Origin of the sequence: Butyricimonas sp. RTP31003st1_G1_RTP31003_210430 (genome assembly GCF_040920905.1) — a bacterium.
GTDB lineage: Bacteria > Bacteroidota > Bacteroidia > Bacteroidales > Marinifilaceae > Butyricimonas > Butyricimonas paravirosa.
The window spans coordinates 1-25,589 of the sequence record NZ_JBCOSQ010000023.1 but is presented as its reverse complement, the minus strand read 5'-3'; the positions used below and the strand labels follow the sequence as shown (position 1 = coordinate 25,589).

At 42.6% G+C, this 25,589-nt stretch carries 17 protein-coding genes; 12 read left to right on the top strand and 5 right to left on the bottom strand.

All coding sequences use genetic code 11. The features are described from left to right. Window positions 1-530: 530 nt before the first annotated feature. Together AB5542_RS09035 and AB5542_RS09030 are read right to left on the bottom strand one after the other, a co-directional pair. Window positions 531-1,943 carry an alpha/beta hydrolase family protein gene (locus AB5542_RS09035; protein ID WP_087422113.1) on the bottom strand — a complete coding sequence of 471 codons (1,413 nt, stop codon included), beginning with the start codon at window positions 1,941-1,943 and terminating at the stop codon, window positions 531-533. 93 nt (window positions 1,944-2,036) lie between these two features. Continuing rightward, complete coding sequence (locus AB5542_RS09030) at window positions 2,037-3,215, bottom strand: metallophosphoesterase (RefSeq protein ID WP_087422114.1); 1,179 nt, start codon at window positions 3,213-3,215, stop codon at window positions 2,037-2,039. 463 nt (window positions 3,216-3,678) lie between these two features. Here AB5542_RS09030 and AB5542_RS09025 point away from each other — a divergent pair, with 463 nt between their 5' ends. The 9 genes from AB5542_RS09025 (at window position 3,679) to AB5542_RS08985 (ending at window position 19,897) form a co-directional block, all read left to right on the top strand. After that, on the top strand, window positions 3,679-4,248 hold the full coding sequence (locus tag AB5542_RS09025) for an RNA polymerase sigma-70 factor (RefSeq protein WP_087422115.1): 570 nt from the start codon (window positions 3,679-3,681) through the stop codon (window positions 4,246-4,248). Between the two features lie 66 nt (window positions 4,249-4,314). Beyond that, window positions 4,315-5,454, top strand: a complete 1,140-nt coding sequence (locus AB5542_RS09020; protein WP_087422116.1) for a FecR family protein — start codon at window positions 4,315-4,317, stop codon at window positions 5,452-5,454. A 142-nt stretch (window positions 5,455-5,596) separates the two neighbouring features. Continuing rightward, complete coding sequence (locus AB5542_RS09015; RefSeq protein ID WP_279038728.1) at window positions 5,597-9,154, top strand: SusC/RagA family TonB-linked outer membrane protein; 3,558 nt, start codon at window positions 5,597-5,599, stop codon at window positions 9,152-9,154. Between the two features lie 11 nt (window positions 9,155-9,165). Further along, window positions 9,166-10,734: a RagB/SusD family nutrient uptake outer membrane protein gene (locus AB5542_RS09010; protein WP_288215232.1), complete on the top strand. Its 1,569-nt coding sequence runs from the start codon at window positions 9,166-9,168 to the stop codon at window positions 10,732-10,734. Window positions 10,735-10,745: 11 nt separating this feature from the next. Beyond that, the gene (locus AB5542_RS09005; protein ID WP_270544580.1) at window positions 10,746-11,657 is read left to right on the top strand and encodes a hypothetical protein; all 912 of its coding nucleotides are present in this window, start codon (window positions 10,746-10,748) and stop codon (window positions 11,655-11,657) included. Between the two features lie 17 nt (window positions 11,658-11,674). After that, on the top strand, window positions 11,675-12,355 hold the full coding sequence (locus AB5542_RS09000; RefSeq protein ID WP_279038730.1) for a fibrobacter succinogenes major paralogous domain-containing protein: 681 nt from the start codon (window positions 11,675-11,677) through the stop codon (window positions 12,353-12,355). Window positions 12,356-13,085: 730 nt separating this feature from the next. Next, complete coding sequence (locus AB5542_RS08995; protein WP_087422121.1) at window positions 13,086-14,789, top strand: TldD/PmbA family protein; 1,704 nt, start codon at window positions 13,086-13,088, stop codon at window positions 14,787-14,789. 27 nt (window positions 14,790-14,816) lie between these two features. Then, window positions 14,817-16,463 carry a metallopeptidase TldD-related protein gene (locus AB5542_RS08990; RefSeq protein ID WP_279038731.1) on the top strand — a complete coding sequence of 549 codons (1,647 nt, stop codon included), beginning with the start codon at window positions 14,817-14,819 and terminating at the stop codon, window positions 16,461-16,463. A gap of 137 nt (window positions 16,464-16,600) precedes the next feature. Continuing rightward, on the top strand, window positions 16,601-19,897 hold the full coding sequence (locus tag AB5542_RS08985) for a hypothetical protein (protein WP_279038732.1): 3,297 nt from the start codon (window positions 16,601-16,603) through the stop codon (window positions 19,895-19,897). On the opposite strand, the gene AB5542_RS08980 is transcribed toward AB5542_RS08985, so the two are convergent. Next, window positions 19,887-20,282 (bottom strand): response regulator, encoded by a 396-nt coding sequence (locus AB5542_RS08980; protein ID WP_270544575.1) that lies wholly within the window; start codon window positions 20,280-20,282, stop codon window positions 19,887-19,889. The genes AB5542_RS08985 and AB5542_RS08980 overlap by 11 nt on opposite strands. Window positions 20,283-20,580: 298 nt before the next feature. Here AB5542_RS08980 and ybaK point away from each other — a divergent pair, with 298 nt between their 5' ends. Further along, a complete protein-coding gene (gene ybaK / locus AB5542_RS08975) occupies window positions 20,581-21,054 on the top strand; it encodes a Cys-tRNA(Pro) deacylase (protein ID WP_279038733.1) in 474 nt (157 codons plus the stop codon). Window positions 21,055-21,119: 65 nt separating this feature from the next. Here ybaK and AB5542_RS08970 read toward each other — a convergent pair whose 3' ends face one another. Together AB5542_RS08970 and AB5542_RS08965 are read right to left on the bottom strand one after the other, a co-directional pair. Further along, window positions 21,120-22,835, bottom strand: a complete 1,716-nt coding sequence (locus tag AB5542_RS08970; RefSeq protein ID WP_279038734.1) for an ATP-binding protein — start codon at window positions 22,833-22,835, stop codon at window positions 21,120-21,122. Window positions 22,836-22,885: 50 nt separating this feature from the next. Continuing rightward, the gene (locus tag AB5542_RS08965) at window positions 22,886-24,010 is read right to left on the bottom strand and encodes a sensor protein KdpD (protein ID WP_279038735.1); all 1,125 of its coding nucleotides are present in this window, start codon (window positions 24,008-24,010) and stop codon (window positions 22,886-22,888) included. 214 nt (window positions 24,011-24,224) lie between these two features. On the opposite strand from AB5542_RS08965, the gene AB5542_RS08960 reads away from it, so the two are divergent. Both AB5542_RS08960 and AB5542_RS08955 read left to right on the top strand, forming a co-directional pair. Beyond that, complete coding sequence (locus tag AB5542_RS08960) at window positions 24,225-25,019, top strand: metallophosphoesterase family protein (protein ID WP_279038736.1); 795 nt, start codon at window positions 24,225-24,227, stop codon at window positions 25,017-25,019. Beyond that, a partial coding sequence (locus AB5542_RS08955; RefSeq protein WP_368243033.1) for a hypothetical protein occupies window positions 25,000-25,589 on the top strand: 590 nt, incomplete at its 3' end. The genes AB5542_RS08960 and AB5542_RS08955, both read left to right, overlap by 20 nt.

Here is a 25,589-nt window from a genome sequence, read left to right as displayed (position 1 = left end):
TTTGGATTCAGAAAAATTTTAACGCTTGTTTCTCTTACAATAATTAACAAAATTTATATTAGATAGCGATTATCTAGTTATCATATTGTAAGCCGCTCCCATTCCCCTCCTATTCCGCTCCTATTCCTGTCCAATTAAAATAGAAATGGAATAGTAAATATTTAGTAGATGTAAATGAATTTTTACATAGTTAATAACAAGTATATCGATAGAAGATAGTTTGTAGAGGTAAAAAATGGGTTGTTCAAAAAGTATAATCCGGCATTTTCGGTTTAGTTTTTTCAAAAAGAGTTTGAAAAGTCTTGTTTGGTGCTGTTACATTAAGAGCATAGGACGGTGACACGCGCGAGGGAAAGATTATTTTTCTTTTCGAAAGTCTCTCGCGAATCACGAGATTTTTGAAAAGAAAAAGAAGCTGTGGGGGGGAAGAAAATCGCAATAAAAATACATTTTACCACGATTTTCTTCATTAAATAGTTGCAAGAGACTTAGAATTCAACCCCTTTTATCCTGTCTATAGTCTGATTATTTTACTTTCGGTCTTTTTGTACATTTTCTCGTAACCAATCCCCCATGATTTGTAGGGCCTCTTTTGAAAACACGTCTTCTAGGTCGGGAATTTCTTCCCGGGTACACTCTTTACAGCGCTGGAACATGTGGTTTAGGCCGGGGAGTTCCACTATTTTGTATTGTGTGTTTCCACCTTTATCCAGTAATTGCTTGATGGATTCCAAGTTCTCTTTGGCGGGAACCATGATGTCTTTGTCCCCGTTTAATGCCAGAACGGGTTTATGGATGCGGGGGATATAATTTTCCGGATCATAATTGATCATTTCCCTGTACCAACGTCCTTGTGCCTGATGCAGGTAACGACTGAAAAACATTTCGTCTCTCCCGTCATTAAAATTGACGGCTTTCAGCGTGGCCTCATCTTGTTGGGCTACCCATTGGTCGAAGGCTTGTCGTAAGGGTATGTCTAAGGGTTGTTCCAAGGGGACGGAGTGTACTTTGTCGAATAGCGTGTTGAAAAGGCTCATAAACTGATCCACCCGTTCCGGGGTCATTCCGGGAGTAGTACGCAAGATCGCGTCATTTTGTAATTTCAATATTTGTAAGCCATCAACACCCACTCCTGCCAGAGAAATAACAAATGACACGTCCGGGGAGTCAGCTCCCAGCATGAGTGCTACTTGTCCACCTTCGCTATGTCCGATGACCCCGATGTGCTTGGTGTCTGTTTCCGGGCGTTGTTTCAAGTAATTGATTCCGGCTTGGGCATCCCGTGCAAAATCACTCGTCGTGGCCTCTTCGTATATCCCGTTGGTTTTTCCGGTTCCTCGGTCATCGGCTCGTAGTACGATAAAGCCTTGTCGGGTGAGGTAGTCCGCTATTTTGAAAAAGGGCTTGTGGCCGGAAAAGGTTCCGTCCCGGTCTTGTTTCCCAGTTCCAGATATAATAATGGCAGCTGGAAAAGGGCCTTTACCTTGTGGAATCGTCAGTGTGCCTGCAACTTGTATCGAATCACATGACTCGTAGGTGACTTCTTCGGAACGGTAAGGATAAGGTGGGCGTGGATTTTGTGCAAAATAGACCGGTTGGAGGCTATCGACTTTACCGAGAGCGAATTCCCGAGTCTTTCCGTAGGTGGTTACTTCGGCTTGAATGGAGTCTTTGCCGGAATGGAAGGAACCTTCAAAGCGGATGTTCTCCCGGTTGAAGATGGCAAGGATACTTTCGTCTGAAAGTACGAGCGTGTCGGCTTTTGCTTTGTCAATCCATTGTTCCGGAAGTGACAGGAAGGCTTGAGATGTTCCTTCCGGTGTGGTCTCTAACTCGATGAAAACTCGTTTACTACCGGATTGTCCTTGCCAAGCATGAGGCGAAGAGGTACATCCGATCAGCGTGACGGAGGATAATAGCGCAATTGTTTTAAAGTGTAACATACAGTTTTAATTTTAGTTTTCCCTCAAAACATCCAACCGCCTGAAAAGTGTCACTTATTTTCGAATTTCTTACTGAATTTTCATTTTCAATTTTTAATTCTCCATTTTCAATTGTTTCAGCGTGATGACCGTGATCTCCGGCCATGCACCGAAACGCAAGGGCATCAGTCCGATATATCCTAATCCAACGTTGACATACAAACCTTGTTTGCCTTCCATGTAAAGCCCACTCCATTCCGGGTACATGAATCGGGACGGGGAAAGTCGTCCGACGGCAAATTGCATGGCGTGTGTGTGCCCTGCCAGCATGAGGTCGATGTCCGTGTCGAGTACTTCCCGGCGCCAGTGCGTGGGATTGTGGCTTAACAATAGTTTGAACGCGCATTGTTCCGTGCCTTTCATGGCTTTGGGGAGGTCACTGTATTGAGAGAATGGAGGTTCCCCGTTATTTTCCACGCCGATTAAGGCGATGCTGTCCGCGGCACGTTTCAAAATCACGTGATCATTGTTTAATAATTGCCAACCCATGACGGCCTGCTTGTCTTGTATATCCCGGATATTCTGATCCCGGGCCTCGGTGGTAGGCCAGTTGTGGTAAGGACCGTAGTCGTGATTCCCGAGAATGGAGAATACTCCATCCGGGGCTTTCAGTTGTGCCAGAATGTTTTCGAATGGTTCCAGTTCCGTGGCTTTCGTGTTGACGATGTCTCCCGTGAAAACAATTAAATCGGTTTGCTGGGCGTTGATCCGGTCCACGGCTTTTTGTAAGGCTGCCCGGTCTCCGTTCCAACTACCCGTGTGTATGTCGGAAATCTGGGCGATACGATACCCGTCGAAAGCGGCGGGGAGGTCCGGGGAGGCGAAAGTGACCTGTTTCACGTCAAATCGTGTTTTACCCCATATAGCCCCGTAGAGAACCATGATCATCATGCAAGCTCCCAGTACGACTCCCAGCCAGCTAAAAGGCTGGATTTGCCATTTGAGTAAGTATTTTAACGGTAAATCGAGCAGCGAGCAAACCATGAAGATCGTTTTCGGCAGGACGATGACCATGTAGGCGATTGTGAACGTACCGATGAGGCTTTGTATGGCCAGCGCATCCTTGGAGGATAGTAGAATCCAGACGAGTGTGAACACTAGGAGCACGGAAGGGAGAAACCACAGCCAACCGAACGGGCTACCGCCTGTTGATCTGGTGATATACAATTTGTAGATATAGACGTCCGGAATAATGAGTAACAAAAAGAGATAGATGGATAGTTTCCCAAGCATATATTTTCTATTTTTTATGTAAGTGATATTGACGTGTCGTTTGTTTCTTTATTTAACAAAGTTATCATTTCTTTTCACGTGGTTCTCACGTACAAGATTTTTTATCTTTCTTTGGGAAATCTTTGAGATATTGTTTGTTGCGAAAAAAAGGATTCATCAATTTATTGAGGTGTGATTAAAGGATTGTCAGTTTGTTATTCTGTTTTTATTATTTGGAGGGTGTGTTACTTTGGGGGTTACTTTTGTTTTGGGTTTGTATCTGTTATGGTATTAGGTATGTTCTGCAATCGAAATCTTTTTTGGATGGAATCCGGCAGAAAAAGTATTGAAACTGAATCCGATAAATACGATGCGGTATGAATATTTACATTGCCTGCTTAATGGCAAGTAATGTTATAAATGTGCCATTATTTTTGTGTTACCAGATATTTTTTATAGGTTTGTCTTGACCAAATGAAGATATATGAGCGATTATCTTGGTGGCGTGATAAATGGTATAAATGATAAAACGGAGGAGGCATTCAAGTATTTATATAATACTTTTTATGCATCGTTGTGTCGTTATGCTAATCGTTTTGTGGGAGAGTTTATGGATGAAGAGGATGTGGTGCAGGAGATTTTCGTGAAATTGTGGGAGAGAGAAGGAAAGTTTGAAAATATGCGGGCCGTGTCGGCTTATCTTTATCGCTCCGTACATAATGCTTGTCTGGTATATATTCGGGATCAAAAGGAAAAACGGCAGGAAGAACTTATTCAGCATTTGGGAGAAGTGATGACATTTGATTCCACGGATAACGAGCAATTATTAATTGAAGAAGAGTACTATCGTCAGATATTTACCGTGTTGAATTCCCTATCGGATCAGAGACGTGTTATTGTAGAAATGACCATGAAAGGTATGAGGAATGAAGAGATTGCTCAATCTTTGCATGTTTCGGTAAATACAGTTAAAACATTGAAAAAGAAGGCTTACGTTTATTTGCGTGAGAATCTTTCCCGGGAAGGTTGGATGTTTTTATTTACTTTTTTGTAATTTTTTCTCAAAACTATCACCCTGTTTTGTAAATCTGTGTTTCTATAGTAGAAACATAATTTAGTTATGAGCGATTTTTACAGGATAGCAAGTTTATTTCGAAAATTCCGAACGCACGCAATTCAAGAAGATGAGGTCCGGGAATTGTGGGAATGGATGAAGGCAGAAGAGAATCGAGAGTTTTTCAAGCAGATGATGGACGGTGAGAGGGAAGTGAACGTGATACAGGAGTTAAAGAAATATGATCGGGAGGCAGCATTTCGGAAATTTGCCGGTCGAACGCATTTAAGAAAACGACGTTTGATGTATTACATGCGAGTGGCAGCCGCAATCGTATTACCAATTATTTTGGGGGTGTTGCTTTATTGGTGGGTAGATACTCCCATACAGGAAAATATATCGGAGACCTTGTCTCCCGGGCAGAAAAAAGCAATTCTTACTTTGGATGATGGAACAAAAATGGCTTTGGGGAATGTTGTAAATGAGGAAATTATTGGGCGTGAAGGTGGCGGATTGAAGATTGATTCCACGGGGTTAAGGTATGATGGAGAAAAACGGGAGGAAACGATGCGGATGAATGAATTGTATGTTCCGCGGAAAGGTGAGTATGCTTTAACTTTATCCGATGGAACACGAGTATTCTTGAATTCTGATTCCAAATTAGTGTATCCGGTGACATTTGGGAATGAATGTAGGGAGGTCATTTTACAGGGTGAGGCTTATTTCGAGGTAGCGAAAGATGAAAAGCGTCCATTTATTGTGAAGACTTCAGATCTTTCCGTACAAGTGTTGGGAACAGCTTTTAATTTATCATGTTATCCGGATGACTTGCGGGTTGAAACAACATTAGTAAGGGGGAGTGTTAAAGTCGAGGAAAGCAAAAACGAGATATTATTGGAACCTGGGGAACAAGCTTGTTTTGATCGGGGAAGTGGTAAAATGGATAAATTGAAAGTGAACCCGGCCTTGTTTATTTCGTGGAAAGACGGTCTGTTTGTTTTTGAACGGGAGCGTTTGGAAGATATGTTGACTATTTTATCTCGTTGGTATGATGTCGTGGTATTTTATAAACGTACGGATGTAAAAGATGAATTGTTTACGGGTGATTTAAAAAAGTATAATAGTATTGAGGAACATTTAAAGATGTTGGAAATGACAACTGATGTACAATTTGAAATACGTGGAAACACGATTATTGTGAAATAAAAAGAGAAGGGTGTTCCCGCACCCGTTCTCTTGGTTATTCAAAATGTAATATTAACATTTTAAGCAAAACAAATGTATGAAAAAAAATCGTAATGAACGAATTCCACGGCGGGGAATTCGTTTTAGAAAAATCGTGCAAGTTATGAAATGGAGTTTTGTGTTGTTGTTTGTAAGTTGTATGCAACTTTCAGCGACAGTCTATTCCCAGCAAGAGAAAATGAGTATCTCTGTAAGGGATGTTTCTATCGAGGATTTGATTAAAACGATCAAATCTCAGGTTCCAGTGGATTTCCTGTATAATTTGAAGGAGATAGAACGTAATGGTACCGTTAGTGTAAATATGAGGAATGCGACCGTGGAGGACATATTACAAGCAGCATTTCGAGGGAAATCTTTAACTTATACTTACGTGAATGGTGTTTTTGTTATTCGTCCGATGTATGTGTCTGGAAAAGATTCTGTAAAAAGAATGTATAATGTAACAGGTTTGGTATTGGATCCCAAAAAACAACCATTACCAGGTGTGACTATTCGTTTAGATGGGACGGTTGTGGGAACTGCCTCGAATTCTTTGGGAGAATTTATTATGACAGTTCCTCAAGATACGGGAAGGCTAATATTTACTTTCGTCGGTTTTAAGCAGAAAAGAGTTGCTTTTAAAGCGGGCCAACGTCTAGTCGTAACTTTAGAAGAAGAAGTGGAGGATTTGGATGAGGTTGTCGTGACGGGTTATCAGGTTATTAACCGTAAGAAATTGACCAGTGCCATTACTTCGGTAAAAATGGAAGATATTATGATACCGGGGGCCACGTCTATAGATCAGATGCTTGAGGGGCGAATCCAGGATTTGATGTTGACAACGAACTCCGGTGAGGTTGGTGTTGTGCCACGTTTAAGGATTCGCGGAACTTCCACTTTAATCGGGAACCGGGAACCTTTGTGGGTGGTGGATGGCATTGTCGTGAATGACCCAGTTCCTTTGGATTCGGATGTTTTGAATGATCCTGACTATGTGAACCGGATAGGAAATGCAATTGCCGGATTGAATCCACAGGATATTGAACGTTTAGATGTGTTAAAGGATGCAGCCGCAACGACACTTTACGGGACTCGTGCTGCGAATGGGGTAATCGTGATAACGACAAAAAAGGGACATATCGGGAGACCTTTAGTTCGGTATAATGTTACAGCTACTTATAAACGTCGTCCCCGGTATAGTGATCGGCAAATAGATTTAATGAGTTCAAAGGAGAGGGTAGATCTGTCTCGGGAGCTGGTCGCTCAATCCTATGTTTACCCGTCGGATATGAGTGTAGTTGGGTATGAGTATTTGCTCCAACAACTTTATTCGGGAGTGCTTGATGATGAGGCGTTTGCTCGTGAAGTGAAGAAAATAGAGAATAATAATACGGATTGGTTTGCAATTTTAACGAGGGACGTGATTTCACATAACCACACGTTGAGTATTTCTGGGGGAACGGAGAGTTTACGCTACTATTCTTCTATTGGCTACTCGCGGGACAATGATGTGATTAGGGATCAAGAAATTTCCCGATACACGGGGAACTTGAGTTTGGATGCAAATCTTTATAAATGGTTGACGGCCGCAGTTGATTTTAACGCCAGCATCGGCAAACGAGCTTACGAACAGAGTGATATTGGGTCGATTAATTATGCTTATATGGCTAGCCGGACAATTTCTCCTTATGGCGAGAATGGTGAATTGAGTTATTACAAGAAGAATATAAATTCCAGCTATGGTTATGATTTTAATATTTTAAATGAGAAAAAGGAGAGTTACACGTCTCAAGATAATAATAATTTTAATTTGAGTACGCAGTTAAATTTCTTGTTTACAGATTATTTAAATGCGAATATACTTTTTAATTATGCTGTATCAAACGTGAATGCAGAAGGTTATTGGGGAGAGAAAACATGGTATGCGGCGACCCTTCGAATGTCTAATTACGGAGAAACGGCTCCAGCTAGAAGTTTAATGCCATACGGGGGGGAGCTGACAGCACAAAATACGAGAAACACCACTTATACTCTTCGTTTCCAAATAAACTTGAATAAATATTTTGGTCGGGATTATAAGCACAATCTGAACGGAACTCTTGGTTATGAGATGTCATCATCCCGTTATGAAGGGTATCAAAATGTAACCCGGGGATACTATGCAGATAGAGGTAAAAAGTTTACCAGTGATATTTCGTCTTCTGATTACGCAACTTATGCTAATTGGGTAATGTCGAATGTTCCGACAATCACGGATAATCTGACAAATTTGATCGGGGCTTATATCACGTTGACGTATAGTTATCAGAATTTGTTCAGTATCAATGCAAACACCCGTTATGATGGTTCTAATAAATTTGGTAGTCGGAGTAACGAGAAACTATTACCTGTATGGGCTATATCCGGGGCATTTAACGTGTCGGAATTACCGGGGATAAAGAATGAGTGGCTGAATTTTTTGTCATTGAAAATGTCTTATGGTTACCAAGGTAATATGTTAGACGGGCAAAGTCCCGAATTGCTGCTGATCAACAACCCGAAAGATTCCTATTATAATAAGTTCACGTCATCGGTGTCATCCTATCCGAACCCTGATTTGAAGTGGGAAAGAACCGGATCATTCAATGTTGGCTTGGAGTTGTCTATGCTTGATAATCGGATACAGATTAGTGGGGATTATTATCGGAAACGAACGAAAGATGCTTTTATGAATAAACCGATTTCTAGTGTGAACGGTCAGAATTCGTATGTTATAAATTCCGGTGAGATTTTGAATATTGGGTATAACGTTTCCTTGAATTTAGTTCCGGTGAAAACGAATAATTTTAAGTGGTCGTTTTCCACGATGATCTCTAAGACAAAAAACAAGTTGAATACGCAGCCGAATGCGGATGTTCACGAGTTGTCCGATTTCTTGACTGGAACTGCTTTGGTGAAAGGAAAAGCGGTCAGTACTTTTTATTCGTATCGTTTTGTCGGATTGAATCCTCTGGATGGAGGGCCTCTGTTTGACGATTACTCGGATCGCATTGATTTGTTGAAAAACATGGATAAGTATGACACGTACACGACGGTATTAAAGGCAACTGGTAAACGTGATCCTTCTATATCCGGAAATTTGTATAATAATTTCAGTTATAAGCGTATTCGGGCTAGCGTGGTTTTTGCGTACAGCTTGGGAGCTAGTTTACGTTTATCAAGAGTATTTTCTCAAGCGATAAAAGATTCAGATAATCGAAATATTTATTCGGAATATAATGTTGGCCGGGCGTTACTAAATCGTTGGAAAGTGCCAGGAGATGAAAAGAAAACTATAATACCTGCGATTCTTAGCGTTTCAGATCCAGGATATGGTGTGTATGGACGACATTGGTCCGTAAATAGTTCATATGAGGGCGTATTCATTGCAGATAATTATTGGGATATGTATGATTATTGCGATGCCAGGGTTGTGAGTGCCGATTATTTAAAGTGTAGTAATGTTAGTTTGTCATACGTGTTCCCGGAAAAATGGCTAAAGAAGGCTGGAATTTCTCGTTTGGAGTCGACACTTTCTGCAACGAATTTATTCACGATATGTTCTAAAAAACTGAAAGGACAGACTCCGACACAAAGTGTGTTCTCTCAGATTCAATTGTCCGAGCGTCCTACAATTTCTCTCGGATTAAATGTTTCATTTTAATGTTGACAATTATGAAATATATTATTATATATAGTATAATACTTTTCTTCCTAGGAAGTTGTAGCTTTTTGGAGGAATATTCGCAAGATACCGTTCAAGTTCGTGGTTATGAAGATTTAGAAGAGTTGTTAATCGGTGAGGGATATATGAAAGTGAATGGTTCTTATTCGTTAGAACAGGTAGCTAGTTATTACCCATATCTTCACTATATGTCGGATGAAACAGAAGAATGTGAGAAAAGTGATTTCGGTTCCAGTGGTTTTAATCGAAGAGATGCTATTTTCGGATATTATACTTGGCAAGATCGTTGTGGCGTGAATGAGTATGGTTCTTCTTTTGCAGATGAAAGCGGTGATTGGACGAAACTATATTACCATGTTAATATTGTAAATAGTGTCATTGACCTTATTGATGAATATATCAAGGGAGGTGATAATGAAGTGGCAGGGGCAAACCGGGTGAAAGGGGAGGCTTATTTCCTACGAGGGGCTTATTATTTTACGTTAATAAATTTGTATGGGAAACCCTATGAAATTTCCACTGCGGAGAACGATTTAGGGGTACCTTTAAAACTTACGGGGGAGATTCAAGATGTAATTTTTCAGCGCGAGAGCGTGGCCCGGGTTTATGAACAAATAGAATCGGATTTGAAGATTGCAGAAGATTGTTTGGGAAAAGCGAATTTACCTGGTACGATATATCAGGCTGATAGTACGGCTGTACATCTACTGATGAGTCGTTTCTACCTGTACAAACAAGATTGGAAACAAGCTTTGAAGTATGCCCGAAAAGTGATTGCAGTCAAACCTGATCTCTTGGATCTGAATGGATTTTCCGGGGGATTCCTATCCAAAAGTTCTGTGGAGACAATTTTTTCAATGGGTGGTCATGCCATTACTCATAACACAGTCAATCAGTACAAGAGTTTTCAAGTATCACGTGAAATGTATGATACTTATGATATAACAGATTTAAGGAAGTCTGTTTTCTTCTGGACGTATAATGATTTTGTTGGATATGCTAAAATTGCTGAGAGTTCTTCGTTTGCGAATGATGATCCGGCTGCTGATTATTATTATAATTACACGTTAGCTTACGAGGGACGGAAAATAGAGGTATCGGATAATTTCTTGTTTCGGAATGCAGAAGCCTATTTGAACGGGGCGGAGGCGGCGGCTTATTTGGGTGATGAGGCGACGGCTCTAGATTTGTTGGAACAATTGCGAGTAAAACGTTTTAAAAATGAAAGTTATGCGACACTTCAGAAAAGCGGAGAAGAGTTAGTGACGGAAATTCGGGAAGAACGTCGGCGGGAGTTATGTCTGGAAGGACATCGTTGGTTTGATTTGAGACGGTATATGGTATGTGAAAAATATCCTTATTCCAAAGAAATTGAAAAAGTATACTATGTTTATAAAGATGATTCTTCCGATGAAAAGATCGAGAAACGGGTCTATAAATTAGAGAAGAATGATCCGGCTTATGTTTTACCGATACCCCATGAAGTATTGGAATTTCACACGGGAATGCAAAATAATCCTCATCCGGTGAGGAGTTATAGAATAGAATCATTGAATTAATAATTTGAACTATGAATATGAAACTTGAGTATTTATATATTTTGGGGTGGCTGTGTGTATGCTTGTTGTCGAGTTGTTCGGAGAAAGAAGATGTACAGCCATTGGATCTAAAAGATAATTATTACGAGATCTCTGAAGATGCCAGTGATCCGGAGTCTTTGTTACGTAAAGAATTTGAAGAAACATTGGGAATTCATTTGCTCTTCAATGACACGTTGAGAAAGGAATATCGGGGAACCGATCGATATGGTAACGATGTTTATTTCGTACAGAAAGTAGATTTCTCTTATTATTTAACATCCATGTCGAAACAAAGGTATCTTTTTGAATATCTTGATGATATTGAATCTCAACGGGCAGCCGTAGAATTTATGAAAGAGAGAATATTAAATATGTTTAGCTCGAAACTTTATCCCTATTCGTTATTGTTGGTGAAACGGATTGATGCTTATCAGGCTAGTTTAGATGGGGATCAGTACGAATTAGTTGATGAGGATATGGATTATATCGCTGGATGGAATAGTATGGCGGTAGCTTTTAGGGATATTCTAAATATGAGTGGAGAGGAAAAAGAAGAATATGCGGCTGTTGTTTTGAGACAAATTGTTTCTAATAGTATTTCTAAAGTGGAAGATTCCGAATTTGAGGAGTTTTTCTCGTTTGCGGAAGGTTATTATGAACAATGGTCTATTTTTGCTCCGTTGAATGATATTAAAACGGTGGGATTTTTGGGGTCTAATCCACTTATGGGAACCGTAAGAGTATGGTATTCGAAAGAGGAAGATTTGGCTAGTTATGTAAATGTTTTGTTAACGATGACGGAAGAAGAATTCATGACTGAAAATGGAAGTTATCCGGCTTGTGTAACGAAATGGAATGAGATGAAGAGAGTATTGATTGATCTGGGATTAAAGTTCGATTAATGATTAAATAAAGAATTATGAATAAAGGGATATTATATGTTTTCCTTGGGTTGATTTCGATCTGGGGATGTGATAATGATAATGAGGTGATACCCGTTGTTAAACCGGATGCATCGGGAACTTATGTGGATGAACGTGATGGGAATGAATATGGTTGGGTAAGATTTGGAGACTTGGAATGGATGACCAGTAATATGCGGTACGCTCCCGAATCCGGGTTGTATGGGAAATATGAAAGCGATGGGGAGTTGGGAGGTGGATCAATGAAAGAGGAGATGTACGAGAAATATGGGTATTGGTATGATTACAATGCCGCTATTTTAGTTGCTCCGGAAGGATGGCGCTTGCCAACAGACGAGGACTGGCAGAAATTGGAAATAGCTTTGGGAATGAGTGTGAAGGATGCCGCTTGTGAAGGTTTCAGGGGATGTTATGAGGGTGAACTGCTACAACAAGGCGATGAGGGTACAGGAATGCAACTAACTGCTGGAGGATTTTATTCCGAGCATACGGTGGCGTATACGGAGAACTGGCGTTTCCATGGTGTGTACGGTTTTTTCTGGACTGCAACCGAAGATCCGGATAATAGTGGTTTTATTTTTTATCGTAAAATCGCTTATAATTCGACTCAGGTTTTTCGAGCAAGTACAATGAAAACCAATTGGTTGAATGTGCGATGTTGTCGGGATGTCCGTTAGGGATATAAGATATGAAATTGTTTTGTGGAATGAAAATTCCTAATAGGTTCCATGAGCCTGTTAGGAATTTATTTTTGAGTTCTATTTTCAATGAGGATTAAGGAAGGAAAAGAGGAATGGATGAAATTCGGGTGAAAAATATAAAATATTGGAGAAATAGATATTTTCGTGGAAAATTGAAAAGACACAAATGATGTATGTAAATATAATTACTGCGTTATGATTAAAAGTGTTATGATATAATTTCAACGAAATACGGTTGAAGATTTTCGTAAAGAGGCGGAGGTTGGAATGTTAAATGCTGGCGGTATAGAATAAATAATTTTGTTCTTTTGTGGTTTATATTAAAGAAATATTTACCTTTGTCTTGTCAATTCGAGAAATAATAAGAAAGTGTATAGCACATGAAGGAATAAGCCTCCGGAAGTGTGTATACACTTTTTTTATTAAATCCGAGTTGACATTCCATTTAATGATCCGGAGGCTTTTTTGGAAAACGTTTTTTGAAAAGATATAGTTACATATAAATGTAATATTTTGAATTCTAATTTGTCGACGAGGGTGAGAGTACCGTGATGGGAAATCATCCTTTTTTGCATTTCTTCACTTTAAGAAAAATTTAAAACGTTTGAGTATTGTTACACAAAAGATTCGTCTTATATTTGTTAACGAAAATAGTGCGTGATTTTTCAATGATCTTTTATTATTCACATGATTAAAACAATTACACATGAGAAAAACAGTATTGGTTATTTTTAGTTGCTTTCTCTCCTTGTTGTTTGTACCCAAGACTTACGGGCAAGGACAGGATAAGTTGCTAGGACTTCTGAAAGAAGAGTTGGCACAACAGATGAAAGAACTAAAGGGTGAAGAATTTCCCCCGTATCACATGAATTACAGGGTAATTGATGTGACCTCTTCCGTGGTATCGGCTTCTTTTGGAGCGCTGATGAACAGTCAGCAATATCGTTCCCGGACATTAGTTCCGCAGATTCGGTTAGGGGATGAGAAACTCGATAATTTTAGATTTAATCAAATGGGATCGGCCATGTCCCGTTTCCAAGGACCTTCCGTGGCTCGTTTACCATTGGATGAAGAAAATAATGAAGATGCCGTTCGTCAGGCTATCTGGGACGAGGTGAACAATCGTTACAAGTTTGCCGTGGATATGTACCAGAAAACGAAGGCAGAAAGCTCTGTAAACGTGGAAGAAGAAGATAAGGCACCTTATTTTTCGGAAGCGAAAGTGGAAAAATATTACGAGGCCCCGCTCCCGGCTGAAAAGATGACGATTGATATGGACCAATGGGCAGCCCGGATGAAAGAGATTTCGGCCGTGTTCAAAAACCACCCCGGGATTATGAAAGGGGATGCGATCATGATCTACACGGTGGAGAGACGGTATTTCGTGAACAACGAGGGAACGGAAGTCGTGCAGAATCTACCGTATGCCCGTATTATGGTATTCGGGGAGACAAAAGCCGATGATGGGATGGAATTGCCGTTGAACTTGTCTTATTTTGCTTATGACCCGGCAGATCTTCCTGCGAATGATAAGATTATTGCAGATGCCAAAGAGATGGTGAAAACATTGGAGGCTTTGCGTGTGGCTCCGGTGGTTGATCCCTACACGGGACCGGCCTTGCTATCCGGTCCTGCCAGTGGTGTGTTCTTCCACGAGATTTTCGGTCACCGGATCGAGGGACAACGTATGAAGAGCGAGAGTGACGGGCAAACGTTTAAGAAAATGATCGGTCAATTCGTGTTGCCGGAGGGTATGCACGTGTATGATGACCCGACACTTCGGAAGTATGCAGGAGAGGATTTGAACGGATTTTATAAGTATGATGATCAGGGTGTGAAAGCCGAACGGGTGGATGTTGTGGTGAACGGTAAGTTGAATGACTTCTTGATGACCCGTACCCCGATCGACGGTCATCCTCGCACGAACGGACACGCCCGTGCCAGCGACGGATTTGACCCTGTTTCCCGCCAGTCTAATTTGGTGATCGAGACTTCAAACCCGAAAACTCCCGAAGAATTACGCCAGTTATTGATTGAAGAGGTAAAGAAACAAGGTAAAGAATACGGTTATTTCTTCAAGGAGGTGACGAGTGGATTTACCTTCACCGGTAAAGGTGGTACCAATTCCTTCAACGTGACCCCGCTGGAGGTGTACAAAGTATTTGCTGACGGTCGTCCGGATCAGTTGGTTCGTGGCGTGGATTTGATCGGAACTCCGCTTTCCATGTTCTCTAATATTATATATGCTGGAAATGATGCCCGCGTGTTCACGGGAATGTGTGGTGCTGAATCGGGTTCAATTCCTGTAACGGCTATTTCCCCGACGATCTTGGTGAATAAGGTGGAGACGCAAAGAAAAGCGAAATCACAAGATATTTTACCGATTTTACCGGCTCCGGGAACGAAATAAAGATGTGGAAATTATAAAATTAGAAAGATGAGATATATATTATCACTATTAATATTTTTCCTGCTGGTAGGGCCAGTGGTGGCACAGAATGAGCAAGATCAAGTGATCTTCAAGGCGATGCAGGATGAATTACAAAGAAATAAAGCTGAATTGGCATTGCCGGGAATGGATAAACCGTTTTATTTGTCGTATTCTTTAGGTCGGTTCCGTCAATTTGAAGTTGTCGGGGAGCTGGGAGCGATCACGAATTCACTGGAATTGCCGTGGAGAGGGGTAGGCTCGTCTCAGTTGTTGCTGGGTGATTATAATAACACGAACGATACTCGTTTCGTGGGACAATTCATGAAGGTAGGGATGCCGGCCGAGGCGGATTATGACATGATTCGTCGTAATTTTTGGTTGGTATCCGATGCGGCTTACAAGATGGCGTTGCGTGAAGCTGCTGCCAAAGAAGCGGCCTTGAAGTCAAACCCGCAAACTCCGGAGGAGGCTCAATTGCCGGACTTGGTGAAGGCAGAACCGATCACGAAGATCGTGGAAAGCAAGGTTCCCTATGAAATTGATATAAAGAAATGGGAAAACACGATTCGTGAACTTTCCGCGATATTCAAGAATTACAAGGAAATTTACAACTCATCCGTGGGTATTAGCGGTTTGGATATGGAAGTTTACAAACAGACGAGCGAGGACGTGACCATGAAACAACCGGTTACTTATGCGAATCTGTTTGCACAAGGATATGTAACCACGGAAGACGGGGTACGGATCGGGGATGCGCTTTCTATTTTGGTTGCTCGCCCGCAGGATATGCCTTCTTTGGAAGATTTGAAAAAGAAAGTAACTGCTTTTGCTGAAAATCTGATGAAGTTGAGAAATGCCCCGGTGGTTGAAGAATTCTATTCCGGGCCGGTTCTTTTTGAAGACGGGGCTTCTTCCAGTATCTTCGTGAACAACCTGTTGAATCAAGGGGGATTATTTGCTTATCGTAAGCCGATTGGTCAGGCGGGAGGCAGAACGTTGGAAGGTCATATCGGGAGAAAGATTATTGATAACCGTTTGACCGTGAAAAATTACACTAGCTTGGAGAAATACGATGGGACCCCGTTGTTAGGTGCTTACGAGATCGACGCGGAAGGTGTTATTCCGGAAAAGGAGATGACGCTGGTTGACAAGGGGATCTTGCGCCAAATGTTGAATGGTCGGGTACCTTCTTTGAAAACTCAGCACTCCACGGGTAGCTCTCGTTTCGTGATGACCGGAAGTGATATAGTTTATGCTACGGCTCCGGGAACTATTCATATCCAAGTAGATAAGGGAACGAAACAGGACAAGATGAAAAAAGCATTAATTAAGGCTGCCAAGGATGAAGGGTTGGATTATGCTTACATCGTGCGCAGTATTGCCGGACCGGCATCCCGTATTTACAAGGTTGACGTGAAAGATGGTAGTGAAACGCAGGTTCGTTTCGGTGATGTTTCTGCCATTAATCTGGCGAAGATCAAACGGGTACTGGACATTTCAAGTAAAGAGAACGTGTCTAACTACATTCTGAATCGTCAAGTGCTTTCTTCTTTGATTTATCCGGCCTCGGTTTTGATCGAGGATGTAGAAATCAACAAGTCTGAACCGAAGAAAGAGAAAGAGCCGGTGTTGAAATTCCCGTTACAGAGATAATGTAGCCGAGTGGCTAATTTTATAAACTTTACAAACTAGGGGTATGTCGAGAAAGACGTACCCCTTTTTATTGTAATGTTCACTGGGAATGAATACCTTTGTTCAATAGGTTGGTTGTTACTTTTACGATAATAGGTATGACATTTGAAAATATACGTCTGGTGGCCCGTTACGAGCGAAACCTGATCATAAGAAATAAGTTGTTTTGGATATTCGCTTGTTGTGTAGTTGCGGGAATTTCTCTTTCGCATTGGCTATGGCAAAGCGATTCATTAGGTGGGCTCAGATGGTTAAACAGGGCTTTACCTTCGTTTATTCCTTTTTGGAATGCCTGGTTTTATAATTTGGTGCAAGGGATTATCGTGATTTTTATCGGTATTGATTTCGTGTGGCGGGATCGGCGTTTGGAGACGAATGCCGTGTTCTCTGCCCGTCCGGTGACTAATTTGGCTTACCAGACGGGAAAGGTGTTGGGGATCGTGGAGGTTTGCCTCGTGCTGAACTTGATAACGATGGGATTAGGGATGATTTTCCATATCTTGTTCGGGGAACCGGGAACTTTCCAGTTGAAGATTTATTTTGTTTACCTGTTCGTGATGACCTTGCCCACGCTGTTTTTCGTGTTGGGAGTCGCTTTAATCGTGGCTAACCGGATAAAGAATCATGCCTTGGCAGTATTGGTATTGGTGGCTGTATTTGCTGCCTTTTATTTCGGGACCACGGATTTATTGTGTGGTACTATTGACCCGTGGGGGCGTGCATTGCCGCTTCTGTTCTCGGATGTGACGGGAATGACCCGTCCTGAGTGGGTTGTTTTACAACGGGGAATGTTTGTTTTTCTGGGATTGGGGCTTGTTGTGCTGGCCATGGGAATGATGCCGCGTTTGTCGGAACGGGCAGGTGTTACGTGGAAAGTGAGGGCCGGGGGATGGACATTCCTACTGATCGGCATCCTGTTCGGAGGGGCTTATTACGGTATATTTCACGAGCTAAATAATCGAAGAGACTTGTACCGGGAGGTATTCGAAAAGTACGCCGAAGTGAAAGGAGGGCACGTTAAGGCGCATAATATCTATTTTCGTCAGGAAGGGGATAAAATAACGGGGGAGAGTGATCTGGTGGTGGCAAACGTGGGAGGACAGCCCTTAGTTCGCCCCGTGCTTTACTTGAATCCGGGATTAGAGGTAACGGCCTTGACAAGCGGGCAAGGGGAGAACTTGTCTTATACCCGGGAATCCCAAGCCATCCTTTTGGAGAGAGCGTTACAACCCGGTGAAGAAATCCTTTTACACGTGGTTTACGAGGGAAAGATTGATGAGGCGATTTGTTTCCCGGATTTCCCGGACGAGGAGTTTCATGATACCCGCTTGATGAGCTTTTTCCGGACGTATCATTCGATGTTCCGTCATGGAAGGTGTTTTGCTCGTGTCGGGGATGATTACACGTTGCTTTTCCCGGAATGTTTGTGGTATCCGGCTGCCGTTCCCCCGGTAAACGTGAACGCCCCGTTGGCTTGTCAGTATGATTTTACTCGTTACCGGTTGAAAGTCGGGGATGTAGGGAAACGAGTGGCTATCTCGCAAGGAGAGATGGAGATGAGCGGGGATACGACGATTTTCAGAAACCGGGAGCCATTACCTTCTCTAAGTCTGACTATCGGGGAGTACGAACGGAGGAGTATCGTGTTAGACTCGTTGACGTTCGAGTTGTATCATTTCCCCGGACATGACTTTTTCATGCGGGATTACACGAGTCTGAAGGATTCCGCCGAGTTCCTTGTGGAAGAGCCGATAAGTATGATGCGGGAAGTAAAGGGGGGTGATTATCCTTTTTGTAAGTTTACTTTGGTCGAGACTCCGGTGAATTTTATTCCACACCAACGGAAAGGGGTTACGGGAAGTCAATTTGTACAGCCGGAGATACTATTTTATCCGGAGAGAATGTACTTGGGTTATTATGCGCATGTGGGCTTTTGGCCGGGAGATGAGGATGAAAGGACTCGTTTCGAGTTGGAGGTGGAGGCGTTTCGTAATTTGTTAGCCGTGAATTTACTTGCGGGTGTTTTTGATTGTTCAGTTCTGTTTGGTGATTTCGGGGGTGTTCTACAATCGGATGAATATCCGGGTTTTGGAGGTATAGTGAACGATTTAGCCAAAGTAGATTTTTCTAACGGGCCGATGGTGTACGTGGGAGAAGAGATCAGTTATTCTGAGATTGTCACTTATTGGAAGGGGAAATCCATGCGGGAGGCTTTCGTGGATCAAGAGGTGAAGGGGGAGCAATTACAGAAATTATTGAGGAAGAAATACGAGTTGATTCAAAAACATTTGCAGGCGCTTGTCGGGGAGCGGGAATTATTCAATTTTATGAAACAATTTAAGCAAAGTCATTTGTTTATGCGACCTGATTTCGAAGAGCTAGAACGGGAGTTTAATGCTCGTTTTCATGTGAATCTTCGGGAGATTTTGAATTATTATTACGAGGGGAAGGAGTTACCGGCTCTATTTATCCGGGATTTGAAAGTGGAATTGTATGAAGAGGACGAGGAGACTAAAAATATAGGTAGCTGTAAAATATATAATCCTACTTCAGTTCCGGCAGTTGTGACACTGAGCGTGGCAACGTATTCCATGGGGGATAACGAGAGCGGGTCCGGGCTGCGTAACTATTTAATTCCGGGACATAGTTGTAAAGAGATTCGGGCCGATTTGGGTATGCGTGATGTTTTTGCGTTAGGAATGAATCTCAGTCAGAATCTTCCCGGGGAGAATGTCTTGGAATGGACTTCATCCAAAGATTTGTCAAAAACGAAAGATGGGAAAACGGGTATTTGGGATGTGGATAGTGCTATTTTTACTCGGAAAGCTCCGGGAATAGTCGTGAATGCCGAGGACCCCGGTTTTGTTATTCATGAGAAAAAGCGGAAAGGGAAATTGGCCGCTTATTTCTCGAAGGAGAAGAACGAGAGAAAGTATAGTTACGTGTATGACCACGAGCATTGGACTTTGACTATGGATAGCCATTGTTACGGAGATATCGTGAAGAGTGCTTATTATAAAATTGCCGGAACAGGGAAATCTAAGGTGGAGTGGAAAGTGAACGTGGAAAATCCCGGGAAGTACGAGGTTTTGGTTTATGTTCCGGATGTGGAGGCGACTTCAGCCCGTAAGGTTTTTATCGGGGGAGCGAGACTTTTTTATCAGGTGACATCTGCGGGGGACGTCACGGACGTGGAAGTGTTGTTGGATAACGAGGAACCGGGATGGATCTCTTTGGGGAAATATCATTTTGATCGTGGTGAGTATAGCGTGTTTTTGAGTGACCGGGGTGGTGATTCTTTGACGTGGGAGAATGATGGCACTTACGCGTGGGAACGGGATGCCGTGCAGTTGATTTTTGCCAATGCCGTGAAATGGATTCCCGTTAGTGAATAGAAATGTGATGTTCTTTAATAGATAGCAAGAGGGAAATGGTGCTTGTCAACTTTTTAGCATCCACGGGTTTCATGATATAGGCATTACACCCGCACGAGTAAGCTGTTTGTTTGTCTTGTTCGAAGGCGTACGCGCTAACGACAATAATCGGAATGTCCTGATCTATTTCCCGAATGGCTTGCATGGCTGTAAGCCCGTCCATGTGGGGCATTTTTATATCCATTAGTATGGCATCGGGAGGAAAATTCTTGAATAATTGGATGGCTTCAATTCCATCATGTGCATGAATGATCTGGTAATCTCGCTTTAATAAAGCGAATAAAAGCAAGTAGTTACTTTCATCATCTTCTGCAATAAGAATTATAGGGCGTTTCTCTGGTTCCATAAGGTGTTTAACGTTATTCATGTTGTAATTTTGTACATTCAATAAATGAACGTTTATTGAATGTACAAATATAAGTATTTTTTACTTCATATTAGCTATATTGCTTATTTTTTAAATTTCTCATGATCAAATGAAAAGCAAGATAAAAATTAACAATCCGCATTTTATTGGCAGCTCAATAAATGAGATATAATAAACGTTCGTTTAATGATATGATTTCCATGTCAGAAATTGCATCTATTTTACTCCAATTTTCCGGTGATTCATTATTTTTGTATGGAAGTAAAATTGTGTAGATATGAAGGCCAAGATAAATAAGACGAATGCTGTTCGTTTGCTGGATAAAGCGAAAATTGACTACGAGTTAATTCCTTACGAGGTGGATGAAAATGATCTGGCTGCGGCTCACGTGGCGGCACAGTTGGGGGAGAATATCGAACAGGTGTTCAAAACGTTAGTACTGCATGGGGATCGGGGGGGGTACTTTGTTTGTGTTATTCCGGGTGATCATGAACTGGATTTAAAAGTGGCGGCTAAAGCGTCCGGGAACAAGAAAGCGGATTTGATTCCGATGAAGGAATTATTACCTATTACCGGGTACGTCCGGGGAGGCTGCTCGCCTATCGGGATGAAAAAAGAGTTCCCCACGTTTATTCATGAAAGTTGTTTAAAGTTCGAATACATTTATATCAGTGCGGGTGTTCGGGGATTACAAATCCGGCTAAACCCGAAAGATTTAATCACTTATACCCGGGCGACGTTGATAAGTTAAAAGTTAAAAGATAAAAGTTGGCTCTCCTTTAACTTTTAGCTTTTAGTTTTTACTTTTTAGTTCTTTTATCGGACTGGAAATGCGATTGTGAATTTACTTCCTTTGCCGATCTCGCTTTCAACCCAGATTTTTCCATCATGAGCTTCCACGAAATCTTTAGAAATGGCTAGTCCTAGCCCGCTACCTTGTACTTTGGTCCCCGGAACCCGGAAATAGCGGTCGAATATACTTTGGTGGTATCTGGGGTCGATTCCTTTTCCGAAATCCTGCACGAATATTTGTATGGTCTGGTCCACTTCCTTGGCTCCCACGATGATCCGGGAGTTCTCTTTCGAATAATGGATGGCATTGGAGAGGAGATTCGTGATCACCCAAGCTATTTTTTCACTGTCTACAAATAGTTTATGAATCTTTTCAGGGTACTCCACTTCAATATTGCATCCGAAACGTTCGGCAAGTACCCGGGTAGCTGCCACGGCATAGTTGATCAATTCGATCGGTTTCGTGATCTTTGGGCTTAAAATCAGCTTTCCGGTTTCCACTTGGGTCAATTTGAGTAGTTCTCCCGTGATGTTCAACAACCGGTCGCTATTTTCTTTTATGCTACTCGCAAGAGATTGTTGCTCGTCGTTCAAGCTGCCAATCCGTTGATCTTCCAGTAATTTTAAGCTCATCATGATAGCTGAAATCGGGGTTTTAAGCTCGTGCGAGATCGTGGAGATAAAAGTTGTTTTGGCCGAATCTAGTTCTTTGAATTCCGTGATATTCTTTAACAAAATCACGTTGCCAACCTGTTTTTCTCCCTCGGTTTCGGTCTCCGTCAATTTAATCGGCACGTAAACGGCTTGGAAAAAACTCTCCTTGTCGTCGGCGTATATCTTTAGCGGCTCGTGCTTTTCGTTTGGATGTACCAGTTCGCGAATAAGGCGGCGTAACAAGTCGTTCTTCAACGATAACTCGTCGGCAGATTGGTGAATCATCTGCTCCCGTTTGAGGTTTAACACGGTCAAAGCCTCGTTGTTCACGAAAAGAATTTGCCGGTCATGATCCAGACCGATAATCGGTTCATGAATACTGTTGACAATAGCCTCCAAGTATTTTTTGCTGGATAACAGGGTGGCCAGTGAACTTTGCTGGTACTCTTCCAGGCGTTCGGCCATATCGTTGAAAGAAGTTGCCACGTCATTAAATTCCCGTGTAGAGTCGAAATGCAGGCGTTTACTGTAATTGCGGTGGGCAATCTCCACGATCCCGCGTGTCAACTCGCTGATCGGGCGGGTAATTTGCGAGGGGAACAACAAGAGCAAGGCGAGGGCAATCCCGACACTGCATATCCCGATAATGGAAATCCATAATGTGGCCTGTCGGGCTGTGTCTTCGGCAATCACGCTATTGCGTTGAATCGAGGCCATATTCAGGCTCATGATCTGGTTCAGGTCCAGCCGGAGTTGCCGGATGTTCTGTTCGCTAGGATTCTCGTCCAGCAATTTGAAATGGCGGGCCAAGCGGTCGGTGGCTTCCGACTCGTTGATTTCCGTGATATTCAGTCTCTGTTTTTCGAGGTTCTCCATGAATATATTCAACGCTTCCCGGTCCGTTTCAAGATTATCGAGGGCATAAAGCATTCCTTTCGCGTAATCGAGCGAATTGTAGTTATCGGACAGGATATTTTTCGTGTCGTCGGCCAGTTTATCAATGTAACTGATCGCCAGAACACCGAGTAGCACGATGATCATGAAAAGGAGACCGATTCCCGATGTTAATTTCGTTTTTATTTTCATACCCCTAAACTTAATTCGATTTAATGATATTTTCAAGAATTCTTCCGTGTTTATGATCCGAGAATGATTAAATCTACATTTAATATCGCCAGATTATTCAATAACCTCTTGTATCGAAGGGCAGAACGCACGTATGAAAACAACTGGATGTTGGGTTTTCCCACGCAAACCGTGCTAATCTGCCTTTCTCGGCAAACATTGATGATGGTTCCGATAATGTCGTCCGATTGTATTTGAAGTACCTCTCCGCCCAGTTCTGATGCCAGCTTGAAATGATTGATCAGGTAACGTTGCTTGGCTAGCGGGATGCGGTCAGCACTTTCGTGGCGGGTTTGCACGTGGAGGACCACGAATTTGCTATTGTAATGGGTGGCTAGGCGTGCCACTTTCCGGATGAGTTTGCGCGGTGTTTTTTCCTGACTACTGATACAGGCTAAGAAGCGTTCATGGCGCAGACCGATATTTTCCACCACCTCGTTTTCCACCTTTTTCTCCACCCGTAGGGCGACCTCTTTCAAGGCTAGTTCCCGGAGTTGAAGGATGTTTTCCGATTTGAAGAAGTTACGCAGGGCCAGTTCAATTTTATCCGGTTTGTAAATCTTTCCGGCTTTTAACCGGGAGATCAATTCTTCAGCGGTCAAGTCGATGTTCACCACCTCGTCGGCCTGTCCTAACACGCTATCGGGGATTCGTTCTTTTACCTCGATTCCGGAAATGTCCTGTACCTCCCCGTTCAGGCTTTCGATGTGCTGGATATTCACGGCCGTGATAACATTAATCCCTGCGTCCAGTAAGTCAAGCACGTCCTGCCAGCGTTTCTCGTTCACGCAACCCTCGATATTCGTGTGGGCCAGCTCATCGACAATCACCACTTCCGGGTGTATTTGTAAAATTGCCTGTAAATCCATCTCTTCGACTTCCTTGCCCTTGTAAAATAGTTTTTTACGGGGAATGACGGGAAGACCTTCCAGTTTGGCTGCCGTGTCGACACGACCGTGTGTTTCCGCGTAACCTACTTGTACATCAACTCCTGCGGTAAGCAAATCATGTGCTTCCCGTAACATCCGATAAGTTTTTCCAACTCCGGCAATCATGCCGATATATATCTTTAAATGACCTCTCTTAGCCTTTCTTATAAGACTGAGGAAGTGTTCAACATTCTGTTCCTTGTCCATAACGACCAACAAGATAGCAAAAAATATGCGAGACGAATATAGTTTATTTTATTTGCTTGTTAATCAGTGTCTATCGAGATGATGGGCGATTCGATAAATGATAAAACCTTTTCATTTTGGTAGGGTATTTTTCCAAAATGGTAACCGTGTCGATTTCGTGTGAATAATCTTTGGTCTGTTTTTTGCATTATCGAAAGCATAAACTGGTATTGCAATGAAAAGAGTAATTTTATATGGAATAGTGCTATTTCTATGCGGGTGTGATTTAATCGAGTATCATCCGTACGATGTGCGTTTGCACGGGGAAACGGGTATAAATGCGAAGAATATAGCTCGTATAGAAGAAATCTGCGAGGGGAAAGACACCTTGCGGTTCGTGTTAATGGGAGATAGCCAGCGTTGGTATGACGAGACGGAAGATTTCGTGAAGGCGCTCAATAAGCGGGATGACGTGGATTTCGTGATTCACGGGGGTGACATATCCGATTTCGGCTTGACGAAGGAGTTCCTGTGGGTGCGGGATATTATGGGAAAGCTGAAGGTGCCTTACGTGGCCTTGTTGGGAAATCACGATATTCTCGGGAACGGGATGGATGTTTTTCTGAAGGTATACGGGGATGAGAATTTCTCCTTCCGGGCGGGGAATACTAAATTTGTTTGCATGAACACGAATGCCTTGGAATTCGACTACTCACACCCGGTGCCGGACTTCACCTTCATGTACAATGAATTGCAGGACACGGTGGGATGTCCCCGGACGGTTCCGGTAATGCACGTGCAACCTTTCAACGTGGAGTTCAACAATAACGTGGCCCGTGGTTTTCATGCCTTGTTGCTGGAATTTCCGGGGGTGGAGTTCTGTTTGCACGCACACAGTCACACGCTACTTCATGAAGAGTTGTTCGAGGACGGGATTCCGTATATCGGTTGTGCCGCGATGAAAGATAAGAATTATTTGTTATTCACCTTAACGCCGGGAGGGTACGAGTATGAAGTGGTCTATTATTAGAGTCGGCATCGTGGCCATGTTCATGGGTATGGCTACAATCGTGTTGGGTATGACGGATGATGACCGGGAGCAACGCCGGGCAGAACGGCATCAGCGTAAGTTGCAGCAATATAAATCCGGGTGGAACCGTTTGATCCCGAAGTACCAGAACGTGCAATATGCCGGTTCGATGGGATTGCTCTCCCTTGGCGTAGGCTGGGATTACGGGCGAAAGAAACAGTGGGAAACGGAGATCATGTTCGGCTTGATTCCTCGTTTTTCTTCCAACAAGGCAAAAGTAACGTTCACGTTGAAACAAAATTACGCACCGTGGGAGGTTAGTCTCGGTGGCAAGTGGTGGTTGGAACCACTGGTGACGGGACTGTACATGAACACGGTGTTATCCGATGATTTCTGGGTGAAGGAACCGGAAAAATACCCGAATAACTATTATAAGTTTTCCACCCGTGTACGCTTTCATATCTTTACCGGGCAGCGAATTGCTTTTGATCTGGGGCCTCATTCCCCCTTTCGTCGAATCACGGCATTTTACGAGTTGAGTACCTGTGATCTTTACATCATCAGTAGTGC

What these genes read in the sequence shown, in the direction of transcription:
- AB5542_RS09035 (WP_087422113.1), bottom strand. Translation starts at nt 1,943, where the DNA reads ATGTTACACTTTAAAACAATTGCGCTATTATCCTCCGTCACGCTGATC.
- AB5542_RS08995 (WP_087422121.1), top strand. Translation starts at nt 13,086, where the DNA reads ATGAGAAAAACAGTATTGGTTATTTTTAGTTGCTTTCTCTCCTTGTTG.
- ybaK (WP_279038733.1), top strand. Translation starts at nt 20,581, where the DNA reads ATGAAGGCCAAGATAAATAAGACGAATGCTGTTCGTTTGCTGGATAAA.
- AB5542_RS08990 (WP_279038731.1), top strand. Translation starts at nt 14,817, where the DNA reads ATGAGATATATATTATCACTATTAATATTTTTCCTGCTGGTAGGGCCA.
- AB5542_RS09030 (WP_087422114.1), bottom strand. Translation starts at nt 3,215, where the DNA reads ATGCTTGGGAAACTATCCATCTATCTCTTTTTGTTACTCATTATTCCG.
- AB5542_RS08960 (WP_279038736.1), top strand. Translation starts at nt 24,225, where the DNA reads ATGAAAAGAGTAATTTTATATGGAATAGTGCTATTTCTATGCGGGTGT.
- AB5542_RS08980 (WP_270544575.1), bottom strand. Translation starts at nt 20,282, where the DNA reads ATGGAACCAGAGAAACGCCCTATAATTCTTATTGCAGAAGATGATGAA.
- AB5542_RS09020 (WP_087422116.1), top strand. Translation starts at nt 4,315, where the DNA reads ATGAGCGATTTTTACAGGATAGCAAGTTTATTTCGAAAATTCCGAACG.
- AB5542_RS09000 (WP_279038730.1), top strand. Translation starts at nt 11,675, where the DNA reads ATGAATAAAGGGATATTATATGTTTTCCTTGGGTTGATTTCGATCTGG.
- AB5542_RS09025 (WP_087422115.1), top strand. Translation starts at nt 3,679, where the DNA reads ATGAGCGATTATCTTGGTGGCGTGATAAATGGTATAAATGATAAAACG.
- AB5542_RS09010 (WP_288215232.1), top strand. Translation starts at nt 9,166, where the DNA reads ATGAAATATATTATTATATATAGTATAATACTTTTCTTCCTAGGAAGT.
- AB5542_RS09005 (WP_270544580.1), top strand. Translation starts at nt 10,746, where the DNA reads ATGAATATGAAACTTGAGTATTTATATATTTTGGGGTGGCTGTGTGTA.
- AB5542_RS09015 (WP_279038728.1), top strand. Translation starts at nt 5,597, where the DNA reads ATGAAATGGAGTTTTGTGTTGTTGTTTGTAAGTTGTATGCAACTTTCA.
- AB5542_RS08970 (WP_279038734.1), bottom strand. Translation starts at nt 22,835, where the DNA reads ATGAAAATAAAAACGAAATTAACATCGGGAATCGGTCTCCTTTTCATG.
- AB5542_RS08985 (WP_279038732.1), top strand. Translation starts at nt 16,601, where the DNA reads ATGACATTTGAAAATATACGTCTGGTGGCCCGTTACGAGCGAAACCTG.
- AB5542_RS08965 (WP_279038735.1), bottom strand. Translation starts at nt 24,010, where the DNA reads ATGGACAAGGAACAGAATGTTGAACACTTCCTCAGTCTTATAAGAAAG.